Here is a 17,662-nt window from a genome sequence, read left to right as displayed (position 1 = left end):
TAGTTGAAAAAGAAATATTAAAAACATTCATTATGTTATTGACTAACAATTTAGGTTACCCTCGTGTGGGCGCGTTCCGCGAATTGAAAAAAGCCAATGAGGCCTATTGGGCTAAAAAATCTTCTGTTGAGGAATTATTGGACACAGCAAAAAAAATTCGTGAAGGCAATTGGAAAACACAAAAAGATGCTGGAATAGATTTGATCCCTTCCAATGATTTCTCTTTTTACGATCAAGTATTGGATTTAACCCTCACTGTTGGTGCAATTCCTGCTCGCTACCATTCTTTATTGAATAAAGTAGACAACAATTACAGTTTAGATCTATATTTTGCCATGGCGCGCGGTTTCCAACAAGAAGGAATCGACGTGACTGCAATGGAAATGACCAAGTGGTTGGATACGAACTACCACTACATGGTACCAGAATTCACAAAAGATCAAGAATTCAAATTGACTTCCGAAAAATTCTTAAATGAATACAACGAAGCAAAATCATTGGGCATCGATACTAAACCAGTTCTATTAGGTCCTATTACATACCTTTTGATCGGTAAAGAAAAAGAAGCTGGCTTCGACCGTATCGATTTATTGGATAAACTTATTCCAGTATATGAGCAAATACTAGCTAAATTAGCTGATGCTGGTGCACAATATGTTCAGATTGACGAGCCTTTCTTAGCATTGGATTTAGATGCTAAAGTAAAAGCTTTATATCAACCTACTTTCGAAAAATTAGCTGCAGCAGCAAAAAATATCAAATTAATCGCAACGACTTACTTCGAAGCTTTAAAAGACAACGAAGATATCGCAGTTAACCTACCTATCCATGCTTTACATTTGGATCTGGTACGCGGTGAAAACCAATTGGATACGGTATTGGCTAAAGTTCCTGCTTCATTAACATTATCTTTAGGTATTGTTGAAGGCCGTAACATCTGGAAAAATGATTACGAAAAATCATTGGTTAAAATCAAACAGGCTGTTGATGCATTAGGAAAAGACCGTGTATGGGTAGCTCCTTCTTCATCTTTGTTGCACGTTCCTTTTGACTTAGACAATGAACACAATGAACAATCGCTACCAGCTGAAGTAAAAAACTGGTTAGCATTTGCTAAACAAAAATTAGCTGAAGTAAAAGACTTAGCCGTACTAGCGGAGGGAGAAGTTGATGCTGAAACAGCAAAACGCTTCGAAGCGAACAAAGCGGCTGCTGAAAGCCGTCGTACCTCTCCATTGATCCACAAACCAGAGGTTAAAACACGTACAAGCAATATTACTGATGACGATGCAAAACGCACTTCAGCATTTGCAGACCGTAAAGCAGCGCAACAAGCGAAATTCAACTTACCGGCGTTCCCGACCACAACTATCGGTTCATTCCCACAAACGAAAGATGTTCGTAAATGGAGAGCAGATCTGAAAAAGGGTGCTATTACGCAGGCAGAATACGATAAAGCAATCGCAGAAGAAACAGAAAACACCATCCGTCTTCAAGAGCAATTGGATATCGACGTATTAGTACACGGCGAATTCGAACGTAATGACATGGTTGAATACTTCGGTGAACAATTGGCTGGTTACGCTTTCACACAAAATGGTTGGGTACAATCTTACGGTTCACGTTGTGTAAAACCTCCGATTATCTATGGTGACGTATACCGTCCTGAAGATATGACTGTCCGTTGGTCTTCATATGCACAATCATTGACAAATCGTCCGGTTAAAGGTATGTTGACTGGTCCTGTAACAATCTTACAATGGTCTTTCGTACGTAACGATCAACCGCGCTCAACAACGACTTACCAAATTGCATTGGCGATCTTGGATGAAGTACAAGCCTTGGAAAAAGCAGGTATCAAAATCATACAAATCGATGAACCAGCTATCCGTGAAGGATTACCGTTACGTAAAGCTGATCAAAAAGATTACTTGAACTGGGCAGTACGTGCTTTCCGTGTCTCTTCATCAAATGTTGAAGACGATACACAGATTCACACACACATGTGTTATTCTGAGTTCAATAATGTGATCGAAGATATCGCTGCAATGGATGCCGACGTTATCACGATTGAGACTTCACGTTCTCAAATGAAATTATTGAATGCTTTCGCCGGTGATTTCAAATATCCAAATGATATTGGTCCAGGTGTTTATGACATTCACTCACCACGTGTTCCAAGCAAAGATGAGATGGTAGATCTATTGCGCAAAGCAAAAGCAGTAGTTCCAGCAGAACAACTTTGGGTTAATCCTGACTGTGGTTTGAAAACTCGTGCTTGGCCAGAAACCAAAGCGGCTTTAGAGTCTATGGTTGAGGCTGCGAAAATCTTAAGAGCAGAATAATTCTTAAACTATATTGATAAAGCCCTAGCTGAAATTTCAGCTAGGGCTTCTTTATTGGGCTTCGTTCAAAATAAAAACTGTTATCCGAATAAGGTGCGGTTATTTTCGGCTGTTCTTCCGTTCTTTCTTGTTTTCCTTTTCGTTCCCGTTCTTAATTTCCTGTTTTCCTTTAATCCGATCTTCAATCGCCTTCAGGCTTGACGAAAAATCGAGGTCAACATTTTCAAATTTAGCCTTTTTTAACGCCTTCAATGCCTTTTTGTATTTTCTCATTTTTTCAAATAGCAGTGCTTTCTTGATCCAGATTCCTGTCAAGGGCATGGCCGGAAGTGTCAAAGCAAATTTGATCGTCTTTTTTGCAGCTTCATACTCCCCCATATCAATCAATGTCTGAATAAAATAAGGATATACTTCCAGTGCCTGCACATTATGCACCAAAGCTTCCTGGAAATACCTTTTTGCCTGCTCATAGTCCAATAGCTGTTCGGCATAAACTCTTCCCATCAAACACAGCGCCATTGTATTGGACTCATCATAGGATAGCGCATAGGATAAGGATTCCATGGTCTCCTCCAAATACATCGGATAGTTATCCAGCGCCTGAAGGACATATTTATTTACTGAATTCATAAAATTTTCTAAAACATAACATTCATATCCAGCTTTCACGATAACTTGAAAGTAACTGGATTTTTAAAACTCCTGAATAAGCTAAGCATATTGGAAAAGTGGACTACCATTTCGAGCGCCACGTTTTAGCCAATATCAACCTAGGTTACTTAACGTATTAAGAAGAAGATTAGGAAAGGGCCGTATTCCGAAGAATATTCCCGAGAATCTTCTCTGTGGACGAAGCGGGATTTTCTAATATTACAAACATATTCTTCCGTTTTTATTAATTACTCTATTGAATTGCAAAGATTCAAAATATTTACCAAATTCCAAAAACTTTTGATTATTAATCTGTTATATTGTTCAGCACGATATTGGCATATTATTGTCGCATCAATTTCACTAAAATTCACCGACTATTTCCCCATCTTTGAACTATGGAAAGTCAATCAGCTAATCAATTAATCAAACTAGCAAGAAAACGTAAGGGACTAACGCAGCAGGAACTCGCCGATCAAGCGGGGGTATCGCTAAGAACAGTGCAACGCATAGAAAAAGGCACGGAAGAAATCAGTGGATTTAGTCTCAAACAGATCAGTCAAATTTTGGAAATACCATTAGAACAACTCATTATGCCAAATGTAAATCAAATCAGTATCGACAACAATCAAACAGGAAGTATTAAAGCGCTATATTTAGCATCGCTCACCTTTTTGGTCAATCCATTATTAGGGCTATTGGTCCCAGCAATTATGGGTTATACGAAACAAAACAAAGACGCCTTATACAGTAAGCACCTAAAAAAAATAATTATAATACACGCTGTTGGACTATTTTTTCTCGGAAGTTTCATAGGCTATATCATTATTGCAGATTTTTTTAAAATTGCACTACCGTCTTTTTTAACCAATATCTTTAATAGCGCCTATTTTTTACTCATCCCAGTATGCTATTACATATTGATTCTAACGTTTACTATTTTTAATTATATTGCAATAAGAAAAGCCAAGCTCAGTTCTGCAAACTAAACCAATACAAATGAATCTATTGTGATCAATATCACAGCGGTTTCTTTTGAACAATCAATACCCAATCATTCTCCAACAACAGATACCCTGTTTCGTAAATAAAGCTATAGGTCTGCCCCTTGTTATTGGAAAAAGTATGTGTATGAAACTTAAAATCAAATCCCAACCGCTTTAACTTTTCCCGTTGTATCTTCACCATACCCTCCCCACTCAATGCATCTAATAAAATACGGCGGTTTTTTCGTAGGATATTATTCACATTGCGCACCAGATTGGTCTGGTCGCTATTTAATTTATTGTTATAGGCGTTCCGGCAAGCATCATCACAAAATCGCTTGTCCGAACGGCCATATATTACTTTGCCACATTCAAGGCAGACTTTTTCTCCAGAACTCATAACGGAAGATTAAACGACAACAAACGGTTACAACCGACTATAGTCGAATACAAATGGTAAATAGACGACTATAGTTATTTCCCCACCCCACCTTTGCTTAAGATCATTCGGCGTTCATAGCCAATGACCATCAACTAAAATAAGAATTATTAAAAACTTTTAAAAATTAGACACATGAGCACATTACGCAACAAAGTACAATTGGTTGGGCATTTAGGAAACGACCCGTTAATCAAAACAACTTCCACTGGCACCAATTACTCCATATTACGTCTCGCCACCAATGATCTTTTCAAGAACAAAGCCGGTGAATGGGTTGAAGAAGTTCAATGGCATACACTCGTGGTTTGGGGTAAGCAAAACAATACCATTGAAAAGAAATGCCAACGTGGGACCAAACTCATGGTTGAAGGCAAGCTCACCTATCGTAACTATGAGAACGCAGATGGGGTAAAACAATATGTCACAGAAATTAAAGTAGATAATTTTATGATTTTATCTGATTCGAACGGTGCCAAAGATGACATCCCAACACCTCGAGATGAAAATGAAGACGATCTGCCTTTCTAGTATGATCAACGAGGTAGGTTTTCAAGCCCCTACCTCGTCGATTGTTTCCAACTTATTTTGTCAGGCTTGCAGTCAACGCTCTTCCTAGGTTCTCTGCATAAGCCTTCCATAATTTAGCATCTTCTGGCGTAAACTTAGCAACAGCTTCAGTTTCTTTGGCCGCCCATTCCTGTCGCTTCGCTGCAAGCTCCTTGAGTTTAACAACATCGCCGCTTTTAGCAACAGCGATAAATTCTTTGATATATTTTGTATAATCCTCCGCCAATTTTTGTGTCTCAGCAGAACTAAATTTCGGTATTGGCACTTCGCCACCGCTATTTTCTACCGACGTTTCGGCCGTATCTTTTTTTAAGTCAATAGCGGCAGTTGTATCTTTTACTTCGACTTTTTTAGTCGTGGAATTATTGCAGGAAATAACAAAAAATCCAGCAATTAATGCTGATAAGGCTACTTTCTTCATTTATTTAAATTTAGTTTTTTAAGTCTGGTCATTTATTCGTTTATGCGTGTTGTTCTAAAGCTAAATAAATCACTCTAGTTTTATCGGATCGACAAGTTCACCATCATCTTAATCACAACCCTACCTTTTTGTAACGTTACTTTATTATCGAACTAATTTAATTACAATGCCCGACTCTACGAAATTTTTTGTGGACACTCACATTCTGCAGGCCTGAGTTAGGAGTCTTCTTTTCTTGTAGGCAAGTCAACATCAGATCAACTCCAAGGCCGTACATATTAGGGGTATTACAAGGGTAAACCCCTGCAAACCCCTTGTTAATACCTTGTAAATGGACTGCAATTACATAATTAACCACGGATATGATAACAACATGGAAATACGCCCGATACCGGCAAAACCGAATAAACAATAGGAAAAAGTTCCACGCAATTAGATTCGCTCAAACCTGCCATACAATTTCCAGAAATATGCTTTCTCCCCCATAGTGAGATCAATCTTCTTCCAGGCATTTAAGGCTAAACTAATCTCCTTTTCCTGCAAACTGTATTTTCCAATAAAGAACTCTTCTTCGGAAAAATACAAACCAAATGCTTTATCCAACGTATGTAGGCTCTGAACATCTACCTCTTCAAAAAATAAAATGGATTGAGGGCCAGCCAAAAAATCACTCGGCACCGGAATAGCGTCAGCGTATTCGATTGCGATGAGGCGGTTCCTACTTTGCAAAGGAAATTCAATTATTGGAAGCTCTTCTAATTTCGAAAAATAACTACCCGCCTCAAAAATACCATCTCGTTCCAGCAGCGGGATTTGTAACAATCTTTTACGTCCAATAAGAGAAACATTTGGATCAAAATAATCATTGAAATTAAGAATTTCATTGACAGATAGATTTTTTTCAATAAGATGCTGCACAGGAATGCCAAAATAATTTGCAATTTTTAGAACAATCTCAATTTTTGGCTCTGCACGCATTTCTTCGTAAGACGAAATATTACCTCTAGTAAGATTAAAAATATCCCCAAATGCCTGTTGACTCATTCCTTTCACTTTTCTTAATTTCTTAATATTGTTGCCTACGTTGCTCATTTTAAAAAAAATTGAATATTTATTGCAAAATATTTTTGCATTTTTATTACCTTTATGCAAAGAATATGTGCAATATATAAAAAACTTGATTATGTACTTCTCAAAAATTGAAAATTATATCGCCAATATCGGTTACACCATCACCCATAAGGATACAAAAGAAGGAATCTTTGTCATCGAAAATGAAGATGACGGAATCCGTAACCTGATTGTAGGCATTGCCCAACCCATCCTGATTTTTGAGCAATATCTTTTTACAATCAGCAATGACACCATGGATATGTTCAAATCACTATTGATAAAAAATAGAGATATTATACACGGTGGGTTTGCATTAACAGAAGATGGTACCAAAGTTATATTTCGGTATACCTTACAAATACATAATCTCGATCAGAATGAGTTTGATGCAGCCATTAATTCGCTGAGTCTTTTGATGAGTGAATATTATAATCAGTTAATAAGTTTTTCAAAATTATAGAATAATGAATATTTTTAAGAGAATTTTCAGAATTGGTCAAGCCGAGATCCACGCAGTCGTGGACAAAATGGAAGACCCCATCAAAATGACGGAACAGGGTATCCGTGAGATGAAAGAGGACCTGGAACAATCGTTAGAAGCCTATGCTAAAGTTAAAGCGTTAGCCATACGTACCCAAAACAATTGTGAAAAGAAAAAAGAAGAAGCCAATGAATTCGAAAACAAAGCTATTCTATTACTCCAAAAAGCACAAAAGGGAGAATTAACGACAGAAAAGGCAGAAGGTCTTGCAAAGGAAGCGCTGTTGTTGAAAAAACAGTTATTAATCGAAGCTGGTGAATTGGAGAAACAAGCCGTGATTCATCAAAGTTCATCGGATGAGCTACACAAAAATGTAGATATTCTCAAATTCAATATATCGAAATGGGAAGGTGAACTCTCTACTTTAAAGGCACGTGTAAAGGTATCCAACGCAGCTAAAATGGTCAATCGTCAGCTCGCTAATATCGATTCCAATAGTACGATTTCCATGTTAGAACGTATGAAAGAGAAGGTCGAAGAAGATGAAGCACTAGCAAAGGCCTATGGTGAGATTGCACTAGGTAACAAAAGTAAAGTTGATGAGATCAACGAGACCATCGGCGGGTCTGAAGCCGTCAACAACGAATTAGAAGAACTAAAAAGAAAATTAAATAATGATGAAAAGATTTGAATATAAAACGCTAAAAATTGAACCTAAAGGTTTTTGGGGAACAAAGTTGGATCCCGAAAAAATTGATGAAATCTTAAATGATCTTGGAAATCAAGGCTGGGAATTGGTAACCATGCAGGACCTTGAAGTCAATGGGAATTCCTGGTCTTTTCATTATACTTTCAAGAGAGAGAAAATTTAAACAATAACACTATGACAGAACTAATCAATATCTTATTCAATCCATTGTCCAATGGAATTATGACAGTCTTAACTGGCATGTCTGTAGTGTATTGGTTATTTATGTTTCTGATGGGTGATGGAGTACATCTATTTGATGCCGATGCAGATATAGACCTCCATCCTACACCTGATGTCACGGACGTTGATGGCTCACATGATATCGCAACTGAGGGCGGCGATCATGCACACCATCATCATACGGATACGGACGCTAATACAGAACCTGGCTTCTTTGCGAAAGCAATGGATTACATCAATGTTGGCAAAGTACCCATCATGCTTATTGTAACACTGTTCAAATTTATAGGCTGGATAATTACCATTGTTTCTTCGCTCTTTATCGACGTTGCTTCATGGGGGATAAAGTCCGTATTAATCCTGATCCCTGTTTTTATTGTTACATTTATTTTAATGCATTTTCTGACCAAACCTTTAGCTAAAATGTTCAAAAGTATAGGTTACAATGGCGAAGAAAGTCACGATTTTCTTGGTCGCATGGGTAAAATGAGAGCCAGTATTGAAGGCAAGAAAATAGGTTCTGCCGAATTTATCATCCAACAGGATCCTATTCGCCTCAATGTTGTCAGCCATAATGGGGAGAAAATAGGCTATGGAGACGATGTCATTATTGTTGACGAATCCAAGGACAAGAAATATTATTATGTGACCAAAGAAATCACGATAGACAATATTTAATGGAAAAGGAATAAACGCAAAGCCCCGACACTAAACAACTGTCCTAAAAGAGCGAATCTTTATTCTTTTAAATTCTAATCGTAAACCCAAATATTAAAATCTAAATAAATACAAATCATATGCTATATCAACCTCTTTTATTTTTAAGTGGCTTAAACGGAATTATACTTTTAATTGTCGGTTTGGCTGTCTTTTTAATTTTTGCATTCTTTGTTGTATTGAGTGCATTCTACAAGAAAATTCCACAAGGGAAAGCGATTGTACGAACCGGTGTTGGTGGTACAAAAGTAGCATTTAACAAGGGAATGTATGTTGTACCTGTATTTCACAAGATGGAGATCATGGACATCTCAATCAAAAAAATTGAGATTGCCCGTATGCAGGGTGAAGGTTTGATCTGTAAGGACAATATTCGTGCAGATATCAAAGTTGCTTTCTTTGTTCGTGTCAATAAAAATGTAGATGATGTGATCAATGTAGCCCAAAATTTAGGTTGCGACCGCGCCAGTGAACCAGAAACATTAAAAAGTATTTTTGAATCTAAATTCTCCGAAGCACTCAAAACAGTAGGTAAGAAATTTGATTTCATTGAATTATACGAAGCCCGTCGCGAATTCCGTGATGAGATACTCGACGTCATCGGAACTGATCTTAATGGTTATATTTTGGACGACTGTGCGATTGATTACCTTGAACAGACCGACATCGAACATCTCAATCCAAATAATATCCTAGACAGTGAGGGTATCAAAAAGATCACCGAATTAACAGCCAAACAAAATATAAATGCCAACTTCATTCGTCGTGATGAGGAGAAACTAATCAAAAAACAAAACGTGGAAGCAAGGGAAGCGATTCTAGAACTAGACCGTCAGCTTGCCGAAAAGGAAGAGAAACAAAAACGGGAAATTGACAACATCAGAGCACGCGAAGAAGCAGAAATAGCAAAGGTACGCGAAGAAGAACGTCTCAAGTACGAAAGCGTCCGGATTTCTACCGAAGAGCAACTCGCTGTTCAAGAAGAAAATAAACTGCGGCAGATTATCATTGCTGAAAAGAATAAACAACGTACCGATGCTGTGGAGGCCGAACGTGTAGAAAAAGATCGCGCCTTAGAACAAACAGAACGCGAGCGCATTGTTACCTTAGCACAGATCGACAAAGAACGCTCGATCGAAACCGAAAAGAAAAGTATCCAAGGCGTTATCAAAGAACGTGTACAATTGGAAAAAGGTGTTGTTGAAGAGCAACAAGGCGTCAAAGACATCGAAGTATTCCGTGAAGTAGAACGTAAAAAACAAGCGGGTGTTATTGCGGCATCACAAGAAGCAGAAGAAAAATTAATTTCAACTGTTAAAGCTGCCGAAGCTGCAAAAATTGCGGCAGAACAGGAAGCAGAGAAAAAAGTAATCGACGCGGAGGCTGCTCGTAAAATCGCCGAAAAGCGTGCACAAGAGCTATTGATCGATGCGGAAGCGAAAAAAGAAGCATCACTCAAAGAAGCCGAAAGTCGTAAGATTATTGCCGAGGCACAAGCCAAAGAAGAAGCTGCGCTTGGCTTATCCGAGGCCGAAGTTATGGTTGCCAAAGCTGAAGCTGAAGAAAAACAAGGTACTGTAGAAGCTAGTGTCATTGAGAAGAAAGCAGAAGCGATGCGTAAAGAGGGCTTAGCACAGGCGGAAGTTGTGCGTGAGAAAGCACTTGCTGAAGCAAAAGGTATCGAAGAGAAAGCTGAGGCGATGAAGAAATTGGACGGCGTGGGCAGAGATCACGAAGAATTCAAATTGCAATTGCAAAAAGAACGTGATATTGAACTCGCACACATCAATATCCAAAAAGACATTGCTCAAGCACAAGCCGGCGTATTATCGGAAGCACTTAAAACAGCAAAAATCGATATTGTTGGTGGTGAAACCATGTTCTTTGAGAATATCGTCCGTCAAGTATCCAACTCCAAAGGTTTTGATCACTTGATTGACAACTCCAAACATGCCACAGCTATTAAAAATTCATTGATAGGTCCAGATGGACAAGGAGACCTCGCAGAGAAGGTGCGTGGATTAGCCGATAAATATGGAATTTCCACAAACGATATTAAGAACCTCACCGTTTCAGCAGCATTGATCAAACTTCAACAAGCGGCGACTGATGCTGAAAATGGCGAAGATACAGGCTTCATTAATTCTTTGTTCGGATTGGCGAAAAACTTGGGCATATCAAACAAAAAACTGTCCTAGTCCCTCCCCAATTCATTATTGCTTGCAATGATAATTACCATTGCAGGCAATAAACAAAAGATTTTATCACATATACCAAGTCGAGAAAGCTCATTTTATGCCAGAAGAAAACGTAATAAATCAGAACGACTCCCTTGATCAAGGTGCATACGAGATTATTCGGAAGCGGCTTCTTACACAAAAGGAAGAGCTTTCTATCAAACTCCAACAACTAAATAATGCTCGCAAGGAAGTATTTAATGCGACAAGTTTTATACTCAGGGCCAATCAACGGATCACCACAGAAAATAACTGTGTTGCTCGTGGTATTTTAGCCCTGGACAAGCTATGTATATTTGGTTATAATGTCCATTTTGGGTTACGCACCGAAATTAAACTCGAAGATGTTTTCAGTGTATATACATTCGAAAACAATCAGTTTATCCCACAATCACTCGATCTGATCAATGATCCTAATTTCATTGGCGATTACCAAAATTTATACAAATACTATCGCGACTCGATCTTTTCCAAGTTTCGACGTACGGAAAACTATCTTTATATGATCTTTCAGACCAGCAAAAATCCTGCTGACCTGAAGGCATTCAAGTGGTTGATTAAAGACGGAACGCTCCAATATCAGGACGACCGCAGCATCCACGAAGTCAAATTGCCCAACCAATTTGAATTTGAATGGACAAAAACAACCTTGGAAGACCGTCGCCTCGGAAAACACCCACACATATCCATTAAGGACAAGATCTTTATAGAAGCGATCAATGGCGATATTACTTTCAAAATTGAAAACAATACCGATACAGGGAAAGGAATCTTCTCCGAAAAAGTTTCAAACGCCGACCAACAATTGGATGATGCGGATTACTACTATGCAGACCTTGGCAATTTGATTGCCGTACGCATCAAACCGTATCAAGAAGATTTCCGTGCATTTGTCTTTAATCAACGGACAAAAGAAGTGGTGAATCTTAAATCCCTTAATGAATCAGCCATTTTACTACCCGATAATCAAGGAATCATTTTTTCTAACGGATACTACCTGCAGAATGGCACCCATAAAATCTTTGACGTCCAGTTTGACCGGGTTAGTTTCCTTAGACGCATCGCATCACCAAACGGTGAAGACTTTCTCTATATCTTTTGTCAGGAGGAAACGAATACCTACATCTTACTGTCTTATAACATCATTCAGCAGCATGTCGAAACGCCGATCATCTGCAATGGATTCACACTTTTTAAAGACGGTAGTTTAATTTACTTCCATACAGAGGCCGAAGCAACAAGGCATCATCAGGTTCAGATCTGGGAAACCCCTTACATGGCCGTGCTCAAAGAAAATGAGTTAAAAAAAGACGACCCGCTTTATAAGGTTGGTAATAAACAGATCGTACAGGCCATGGCCGAAGCACAAGAAGTCATACAGCTCATCAACAAAGAAGATAGTTATGAAGGCCTTTACGAGGATATACTCAAAAAATCGACTGTCCTTCTTGACTCTTATTTTTGGATAAAGGATGAAGCCTTGTCCAACCTTGGTCAGCCGTTGGCTCAGATCAAGGAGGTCGCCAATACGGCAATTGACGAATTTGTTAAGGTCCAAGCCCAACGTAAATACGCCACAGAGCTCAATAGCAGCGCCGAGAAGAAAATGGAAGAGCTTACCTTTTCCATCAATAGTACTGTAGTCGAAAAGCTTGACCAACTTGTTCATCAATTGGCAGATTCACGACGTTTACAGGGCGAAATCATTGACCTCAAAAATGTCAGATATATTGATATAGTCCGTATCGATGCTTTACTCGAGAAGCTGCAGTCAATCACCACCGAACTCGCCGAAAAGACAATTGCTTTCTTGCTCCGCGACGAGGCTTTACAACCCTATGAGCAGAAAGTGGAGCAGCAGAAAAACAATGTTGCTGCAATTGTCAAAGTCTATGACGCCAAAGCGATTGAGGAAGCCAATTCGGCTATATCGAGTGAATTGGAGCTGTTGATCGATATTCTAAACAGTTTAAAAATTGACGACTCCACCCAAACCACCAAAATCATCGAGAAGATAGCCGTTATTTTCTCGTCCTTGAATGAGGTCCGGGCGCAGCTTACGCGTAAACTCAATTCATTAAAAAGTACGGAAGCCATTGCAGAATTTTCCGCCCAACTTACGCTACTGGAACAGTCTGTCACCAATTATCTTGAACTCTCTACGACAACTGAAAAAGTAGACGAGTATTATACCAAGGTCATTGTTCAACTGGAAGAACTCGAAAGTAAGTTTTCAGAATTTGAGGACTTCGCCCTGAAAATAGCAGATAAACGCGATGAGATCATCAAAGCATTTAATTCCCGCAGAGAGCAAATCGTTGAACAGATCAACAAACGTAGCTCTTCACTCGAGCAAATTGGACTTCGCGTATTAAAGAATATCGAAAACAAATCAAAGACATTTGCAACGCGTGAGGAAATCCTAAGTTTCTTTGCTTCAGATTTGATGATTGACAAAATCAGACAGCTTGTGCAAGAGCTGAAAACGCTCAGTGATGTTTCAAAAGCCGAAAATCTTGAAAACCTGCTCAAAAAATCTCAGGAGGATGCATTACGCATTTTACGTGACAAGAATGATCTTTTTGTAGATGGAGAGAACATTATTGCGCTTGGCAAGCATAAATTTGCCGTCAATAGTCAGTCACTCAGTTTAACACTCGTACGCAAAAATGACGAACTATTCTTCCATCTTACCGGAACGAGCTTCTATCAAAAAGTCAAAGGATCCGAGATCGAAAACTTTAGCGATATTTGGGATCAGGAACTGATTTCCGAAAACAAGGACGTATACCGGGCTGAATATCTCGCCTATAAAACATTCCTTGCTTCCAAAGGACAGTTAGATTTTGATGCCAACCTGTTTATCAATCAGACTGTCGAGCAAAGTTATTCGGAAGGTTATGTCAAAGGAGTGCATAACTTTGATGCCTTGGTAATCTATGATACCATCAAGCAGCTAGATAGCAAACTTGATCTTTTACGTTACGATGCTCATTTGCGTGCTATGGCACAATTGTTTTGGCATTCACTTGCGCAAGACGAGCAGGAAAAACAGAAAGCGTTGATTCAATCTACACATTCGGTATTAAAAGCATTTCCAAATTCCACACGCTACCAATCTGTCGTGGACGAACTCACAAAATTATTCATCAATTGGGACACCCATTTGGATCGTTCGACATTTCATGCGGAGGACGTCGCGAGCTATCTCTTCCAGACTTTCACAAGCTACAGCAAGTTTGTCGTCAGTGAGCAATCGGATGAACTTAAAAAGGCTTTCATCAGGCTATTGGAAAACAAGAAGAGTTTTAAACTCTTTGAAGCAGATATTCAGCATACACAATTTAGTCTCGTAGACCGCTTCTATTTGACCTTAAATTGGCTAAATTCTTTTATCGACGAGAACGACGATTACCAGGCTTTCCAAAAGTACGTGGAGGAAACTGCAGTCACGCTTCTTTATTCGAAGGATGAATACCAATTGATCATCGCCAAAGACAATGCACTCATCCAGGGATTAAAGGGAAATCACGTGATCTTGAACAATGGAGAAGAGCAAATTCAATACCATCAATTTCTGCGTAGATTGAAGACTTTTGCAGAATGGAATGTTCCTCGTTTTCAAGAATTCGCTTCTTTGAAGGAGCAGCTCGGAAAAACATACGCCAAGGAGCTGAAAATCGGAGAATTTGAACCAAAAGTCCTAACATCTTTTGTCCGAAATAAGTTGATCAACGAAGTTTACTTCCCATTGATCGGAAATAATTTGGCCAAACAGCTGGGGGCAGCTGGCGACAATAAACGTACCGCCAGGATGGGTATGCTTCTCCTCATTTCTCCGCCAGGTTACGGAAAGACAACATTAATGGAATACCTCGCGAAAACCATGGGATTACATTTTGTAAAAATCAACGGACCTACAATAGGGCATTCCATTACTTCAATAGATCCTGTGGAAGCGAAAACCTCTGGTGAACGTGAGGAACTTAAGAAGATCAATCTTGCTTTCGAAATGGCCGATAATGTGATGCTTTACCTCGATGATATCCAACATTTGAATCCCGAATTCCTTCAGAAATTCATTTCATTGGCTGATGGGCAACGTAAGATCGACGGTATTTTTGAAGGTGAGAGTAAAACATACGATTTGCGTGGGAAAAGATTCTGCATCGTAATGGCAGGAAACCCTTACACCGAAAGTGGGTCCAAATTTCAGATTCCAGATATGTTGGCCAACCGTGCGGATGTATACAATCTTGGGGATGTGATCGGTGATACCGAAGCACTTTTCAATCTCAGCTTAATTGAAAATGCGGCAATTGAAAACAGCTACCTTGAAAAAATAGCAAGCAAATCTTTCAACGATTTCTATGCTTTAGTGAACTATGCACAATCGGTTGTAGATCAACTTCCCGATTTAGAAGGCAATTACCTGAAGCAAGATATCGATGATTTTATCACAGTATTAAAACATGTATTAAAGATCAGAAACGTTGTCATCAAGGTCAATCAAAATTATATTCAAAGTGCGGCCATGCAGGACAATTACCGAACAGAACCGCCGTTCAAACTGCAAGGGTCTTATCGGAATATGAGTAAGCTCGTCGCCCAAGTTGTGCCGATGATGAACGAACAGGAAATCGATCAAGTTCTCCTCGCACATTATGAAAGTGAGTCACAAACCCTTACTGCCGATACGGAAAGTAATCTTTTAAAATTGAAAGAACTTGCTGGATTAATCAATACAGTGGAACAAGAACGGTGGGAACACATCAAAGAAATATTCCGCAAGAACAATAAACATGGTGGACTTGCCAAAGATGATAAGGTCTTTGCACAAATGCAGGACTTTAACGAAAACCTGGAGGGCATCATACAAGCTATCCGTGCTTATAGGAATTAATATTCGTCCTGATTATTCCAGCTGACGTAATTGGAAGCGTCAGCTGGAATAATCATTACCCTAAACAAAGACATAACTTTTCACTGCTAAGAATAGCGGAATGGCTACCCATTTACCGTCCCTGAAGACACCGTAAATATGCCAAAGTCATCGATCAGCATACGTTCCTTAACAACTCCATTGTACGCCATCAGACGATCTAATTCTTTCTGCGAACGACGACGCATCACCCAGTCCTTTTTCTGATGACTGTTTAACACGTAAGCAATCATCTTTAACTGTGGATGCCATGGCTGTCCAGTATAAACCAAATGACTGCTTGATTCGCAAATCGAAATTGCGCCTTTTACAGCCCTACTTGCCATTTCATTGTCACCAAAAAGTTCAAAAATACCTGAGATAATAACAATATTAGGCTCGAATTCCAGTTTGGAATAGGTAGCTGGATCAAAACAATCGTAATTGGTAAATCGTATTCCCTGCAATCCATTTCTACGGATAATCCTCTCTCCCACCTCAATATTGGACAACAGGAATTCATTAATCACGATTTCAGCTTCGGGATATTTCGCTTTGATATCAAATAAGTAATTGCCGGTGCCACCTGCAATATCCAATATCTTCACGGTCTTTCCAGCAGCTTTGACCTTCGCTATATCCTCTTCCAACAGCTGCAATAGATGCTGTTTCCGAATACGAATCCCTTTCCAGCCAATAGCTTCCAGATAACCGCGATCAAGGATACGGCCAAAACGGTTTTTCCCATGCGATTCATTTCGATAGACGTAGTCCAGCGATATCCCCGAATCAAATCCAAACTGCAGGCCTAAATTCATTCCTTTACTTAAGGAACCTATTTTGCCCAATGCCCATTTCTGGACAGCATAGTTCAATTTTTCACCTGCAGGAAGTAATTTATGGTATAATTGTTCATACTCTTTCACCGAAAAATCATCGGGTTCGAGCGTCAGTTCAGGACTTTGTCGGGCATAGGCTTTGTCGATAAAATTTCGCAGATAGTGATAAACTTTCTGCCGATTTGTTTCAAATAGAATCCCGTGGTAGAAATTACGTAAAGTGATAAAAGTCTTCAACTTTGAAGCTATTGTCACAAAGAATTTTTTCTGCACCGAATTTTTGACCACATAATCTTTTTCAGCAGAAAGGACAATTACTGGGATATCAATCGCCGCTGCGTCTTCAACGATACGCTCGCCGGCTTTTAATAGATCAACCAACAAAGCGCCATTGATAGATTTGGAAATCAACGGATCAGCATCGTAAGCCTTCTGCTGATCGATATCGTGAGTCAACACCTTGGATTTGACGTAACTCTGGATAATCAGATCTTTTTTTAGCTTTGTTCCCAAAGCAATCATCCGATTGGCTAGGGGCACATATAATTTAATTTCAAATGCAGGTGCCAACAATGCAATACCTGCGACTTTAGGCGCAAAATCGTGTACCCACGCACTGACAACAACCCCCGCAATACTATTGGCGATAACGAAGATGTCTTTCGAATCAACCAAATATTCACGGCCTATATAATGAAAGAAACTATCCAAATCACGCACATAATCCATAAAGATCGGTGAAACTGGTTCTTTCGTATAACCATGTCCGCGCAAATCAAATGCAAAGATGGAGTGATCGGCAAACTGTGGATCCGTAGCCATCTCCTGCAGACGTTCCGAATGCTCATGCCCCCGGTGCAGTACGACCAATGCCCGCTGTCCGGCCTGATAATTCCAAACGCGATATAATAACTCTCCTTGATCAAAACTCTTGAAGTAACCTGATTTCATGTATAATTTTTACGTACTAATATCAAATAGTATATTTCATAACAAAGATCATGCAAAGGA

The 17,662-nt window shown here is 39.2% G+C and carries 14 protein-coding genes; 9 read left to right on the top strand and 5 right to left on the bottom strand.

Annotated elements, in window-relative coordinates:
• Positions 1-32 precede the first annotated feature (32 nt).
• A complete protein-coding gene (gene metE / locus B3600_RS24855) occupies positions 33-2,345 on the top strand; it encodes a 5-methyltetrahydropteroyltriglutamate--homocysteine S-methyltransferase (RefSeq protein WP_112373942.1) in 2,313 nt (770 codons plus the stop codon).
• 99 nt (positions 2,346-2,444) lie between these two features.
• Here the strand turns inward: metE and B3600_RS24850 are convergent, their stop codons facing one another.
• Positions 2,445-2,975, bottom strand: a complete 531-nt coding sequence (locus B3600_RS24850) for a hypothetical protein (protein WP_286754802.1) — start codon at positions 2,973-2,975, stop codon at positions 2,445-2,447.
• Positions 2,976-3,394: 419 nt separating this feature from the next.
• On the opposite strand from B3600_RS24850, the gene B3600_RS24845 reads away from it, so the two are divergent.
• Positions 3,395-3,985 (top strand): helix-turn-helix domain-containing protein, encoded by a 591-nt coding sequence (locus B3600_RS24845; RefSeq protein WP_115047015.1) that lies wholly within the window; start codon positions 3,395-3,397, stop codon positions 3,983-3,985.
• 31 nt (positions 3,986-4,016) lie between these two features.
• Here the strand turns inward: B3600_RS24845 and B3600_RS24840 are convergent, their stop codons facing one another.
• Positions 4,017-4,382 (bottom strand): hypothetical protein, encoded by a 366-nt coding sequence (locus tag B3600_RS24840; RefSeq protein WP_286754801.1) that lies wholly within the window; start codon positions 4,380-4,382, stop codon positions 4,017-4,019.
• Positions 4,383-4,556: 174 nt separating this feature from the next.
• Between B3600_RS24840 and B3600_RS24835 the strand changes: the two genes are divergently transcribed.
• Positions 4,557-4,952 carry a single-stranded DNA-binding protein gene (locus B3600_RS24835; protein WP_286754800.1) on the top strand — a complete coding sequence of 132 codons (396 nt, stop codon included), beginning with the start codon at positions 4,557-4,559 and terminating at the stop codon, positions 4,950-4,952.
• Positions 4,953-5,004: 52 nt separating this feature from the next.
• Here B3600_RS24835 and B3600_RS24830 read toward each other — a convergent pair whose 3' ends face one another.
• Positions 5,005-5,412 carry a hypothetical protein gene (locus B3600_RS24830; RefSeq protein ID WP_115047011.1) on the bottom strand — a complete coding sequence of 136 codons (408 nt, stop codon included), beginning with the start codon at positions 5,410-5,412 and terminating at the stop codon, positions 5,005-5,007.
• A gap of 432 nt (positions 5,413-5,844) precedes the next feature.
• A complete protein-coding gene (locus tag B3600_RS24825; protein ID WP_070561585.1) occupies positions 5,845-6,504 on the bottom strand; it encodes a helix-turn-helix domain-containing protein in 660 nt (219 codons plus the stop codon).
• Positions 6,505-6,595: 91 nt separating this feature from the next.
• Here B3600_RS24825 and B3600_RS24820 point away from each other — a divergent pair, with 91 nt between their 5' ends.
• The 6 genes from B3600_RS24820 (at position 6,596) to B3600_RS24795 (ending at position 15,794) form a co-directional block, all read left to right on the top strand.
• On the top strand, positions 6,596-6,985 hold the full coding sequence (locus tag B3600_RS24820; protein ID WP_046674974.1) for a YbjN domain-containing protein: 390 nt from the start codon (positions 6,596-6,598) through the stop codon (positions 6,983-6,985).
• 4 nt (positions 6,986-6,989) lie between these two features.
• Positions 6,990-7,697 (top strand): PspA/IM30 family protein, encoded by a 708-nt coding sequence (locus B3600_RS24815; protein WP_112373947.1) that lies wholly within the window; start codon positions 6,990-6,992, stop codon positions 7,695-7,697.
• Complete coding sequence (locus tag B3600_RS24810) at positions 7,681-7,878, top strand: DUF4177 domain-containing protein (protein WP_083295781.1); 198 nt, start codon at positions 7,681-7,683, stop codon at positions 7,876-7,878. Before B3600_RS24815 ends, B3600_RS24810 begins: the two co-directional genes overlap by 17 nt.
• 11 nt (positions 7,879-7,889) lie before the next feature.
• Complete coding sequence (locus tag B3600_RS24805; protein WP_046674834.1) at positions 7,890-8,615, top strand: OB-fold-containig protein; 726 nt, start codon at positions 7,890-7,892, stop codon at positions 8,613-8,615.
• 119 nt (positions 8,616-8,734) lie between these two features.
• Positions 8,735-10,852, top strand: a complete 2,118-nt coding sequence (locus B3600_RS24800) for a flotillin family protein (RefSeq protein ID WP_286754799.1) — start codon at positions 8,735-8,737, stop codon at positions 10,850-10,852.
• A gap of 97 nt (positions 10,853-10,949) precedes the next feature.
• Complete coding sequence (locus B3600_RS24795) at positions 10,950-15,794, top strand: DNA repair ATPase (RefSeq protein WP_286754798.1); 4,845 nt, start codon at positions 10,950-10,952, stop codon at positions 15,792-15,794.
• A gap of 104 nt (positions 15,795-15,898) precedes the next feature.
• Here the strand turns inward: B3600_RS24795 and B3600_RS24790 are convergent, their stop codons facing one another.
• On the bottom strand, positions 15,899-17,602 hold the full coding sequence (locus B3600_RS24790; protein ID WP_286754797.1) for a bifunctional alpha/beta hydrolase/class I SAM-dependent methyltransferase: 1,704 nt from the start codon (positions 17,600-17,602) through the stop codon (positions 15,899-15,901).
• Positions 17,603-17,662 lie beyond the last annotated feature (60 nt).

Origin of the sequence: Sphingobacterium sp. UBA2480 (genome assembly GCF_002341965.1) — a bacterium.
Classification (GTDB): domain Bacteria; phylum Bacteroidota; class Bacteroidia; order Sphingobacteriales; family Sphingobacteriaceae; genus Sphingobacterium; species Sphingobacterium multivorum.
Note: the sequence above shows the minus strand (reverse complement) of the source record. Positions and strands in the feature narration are given on the sequence as shown.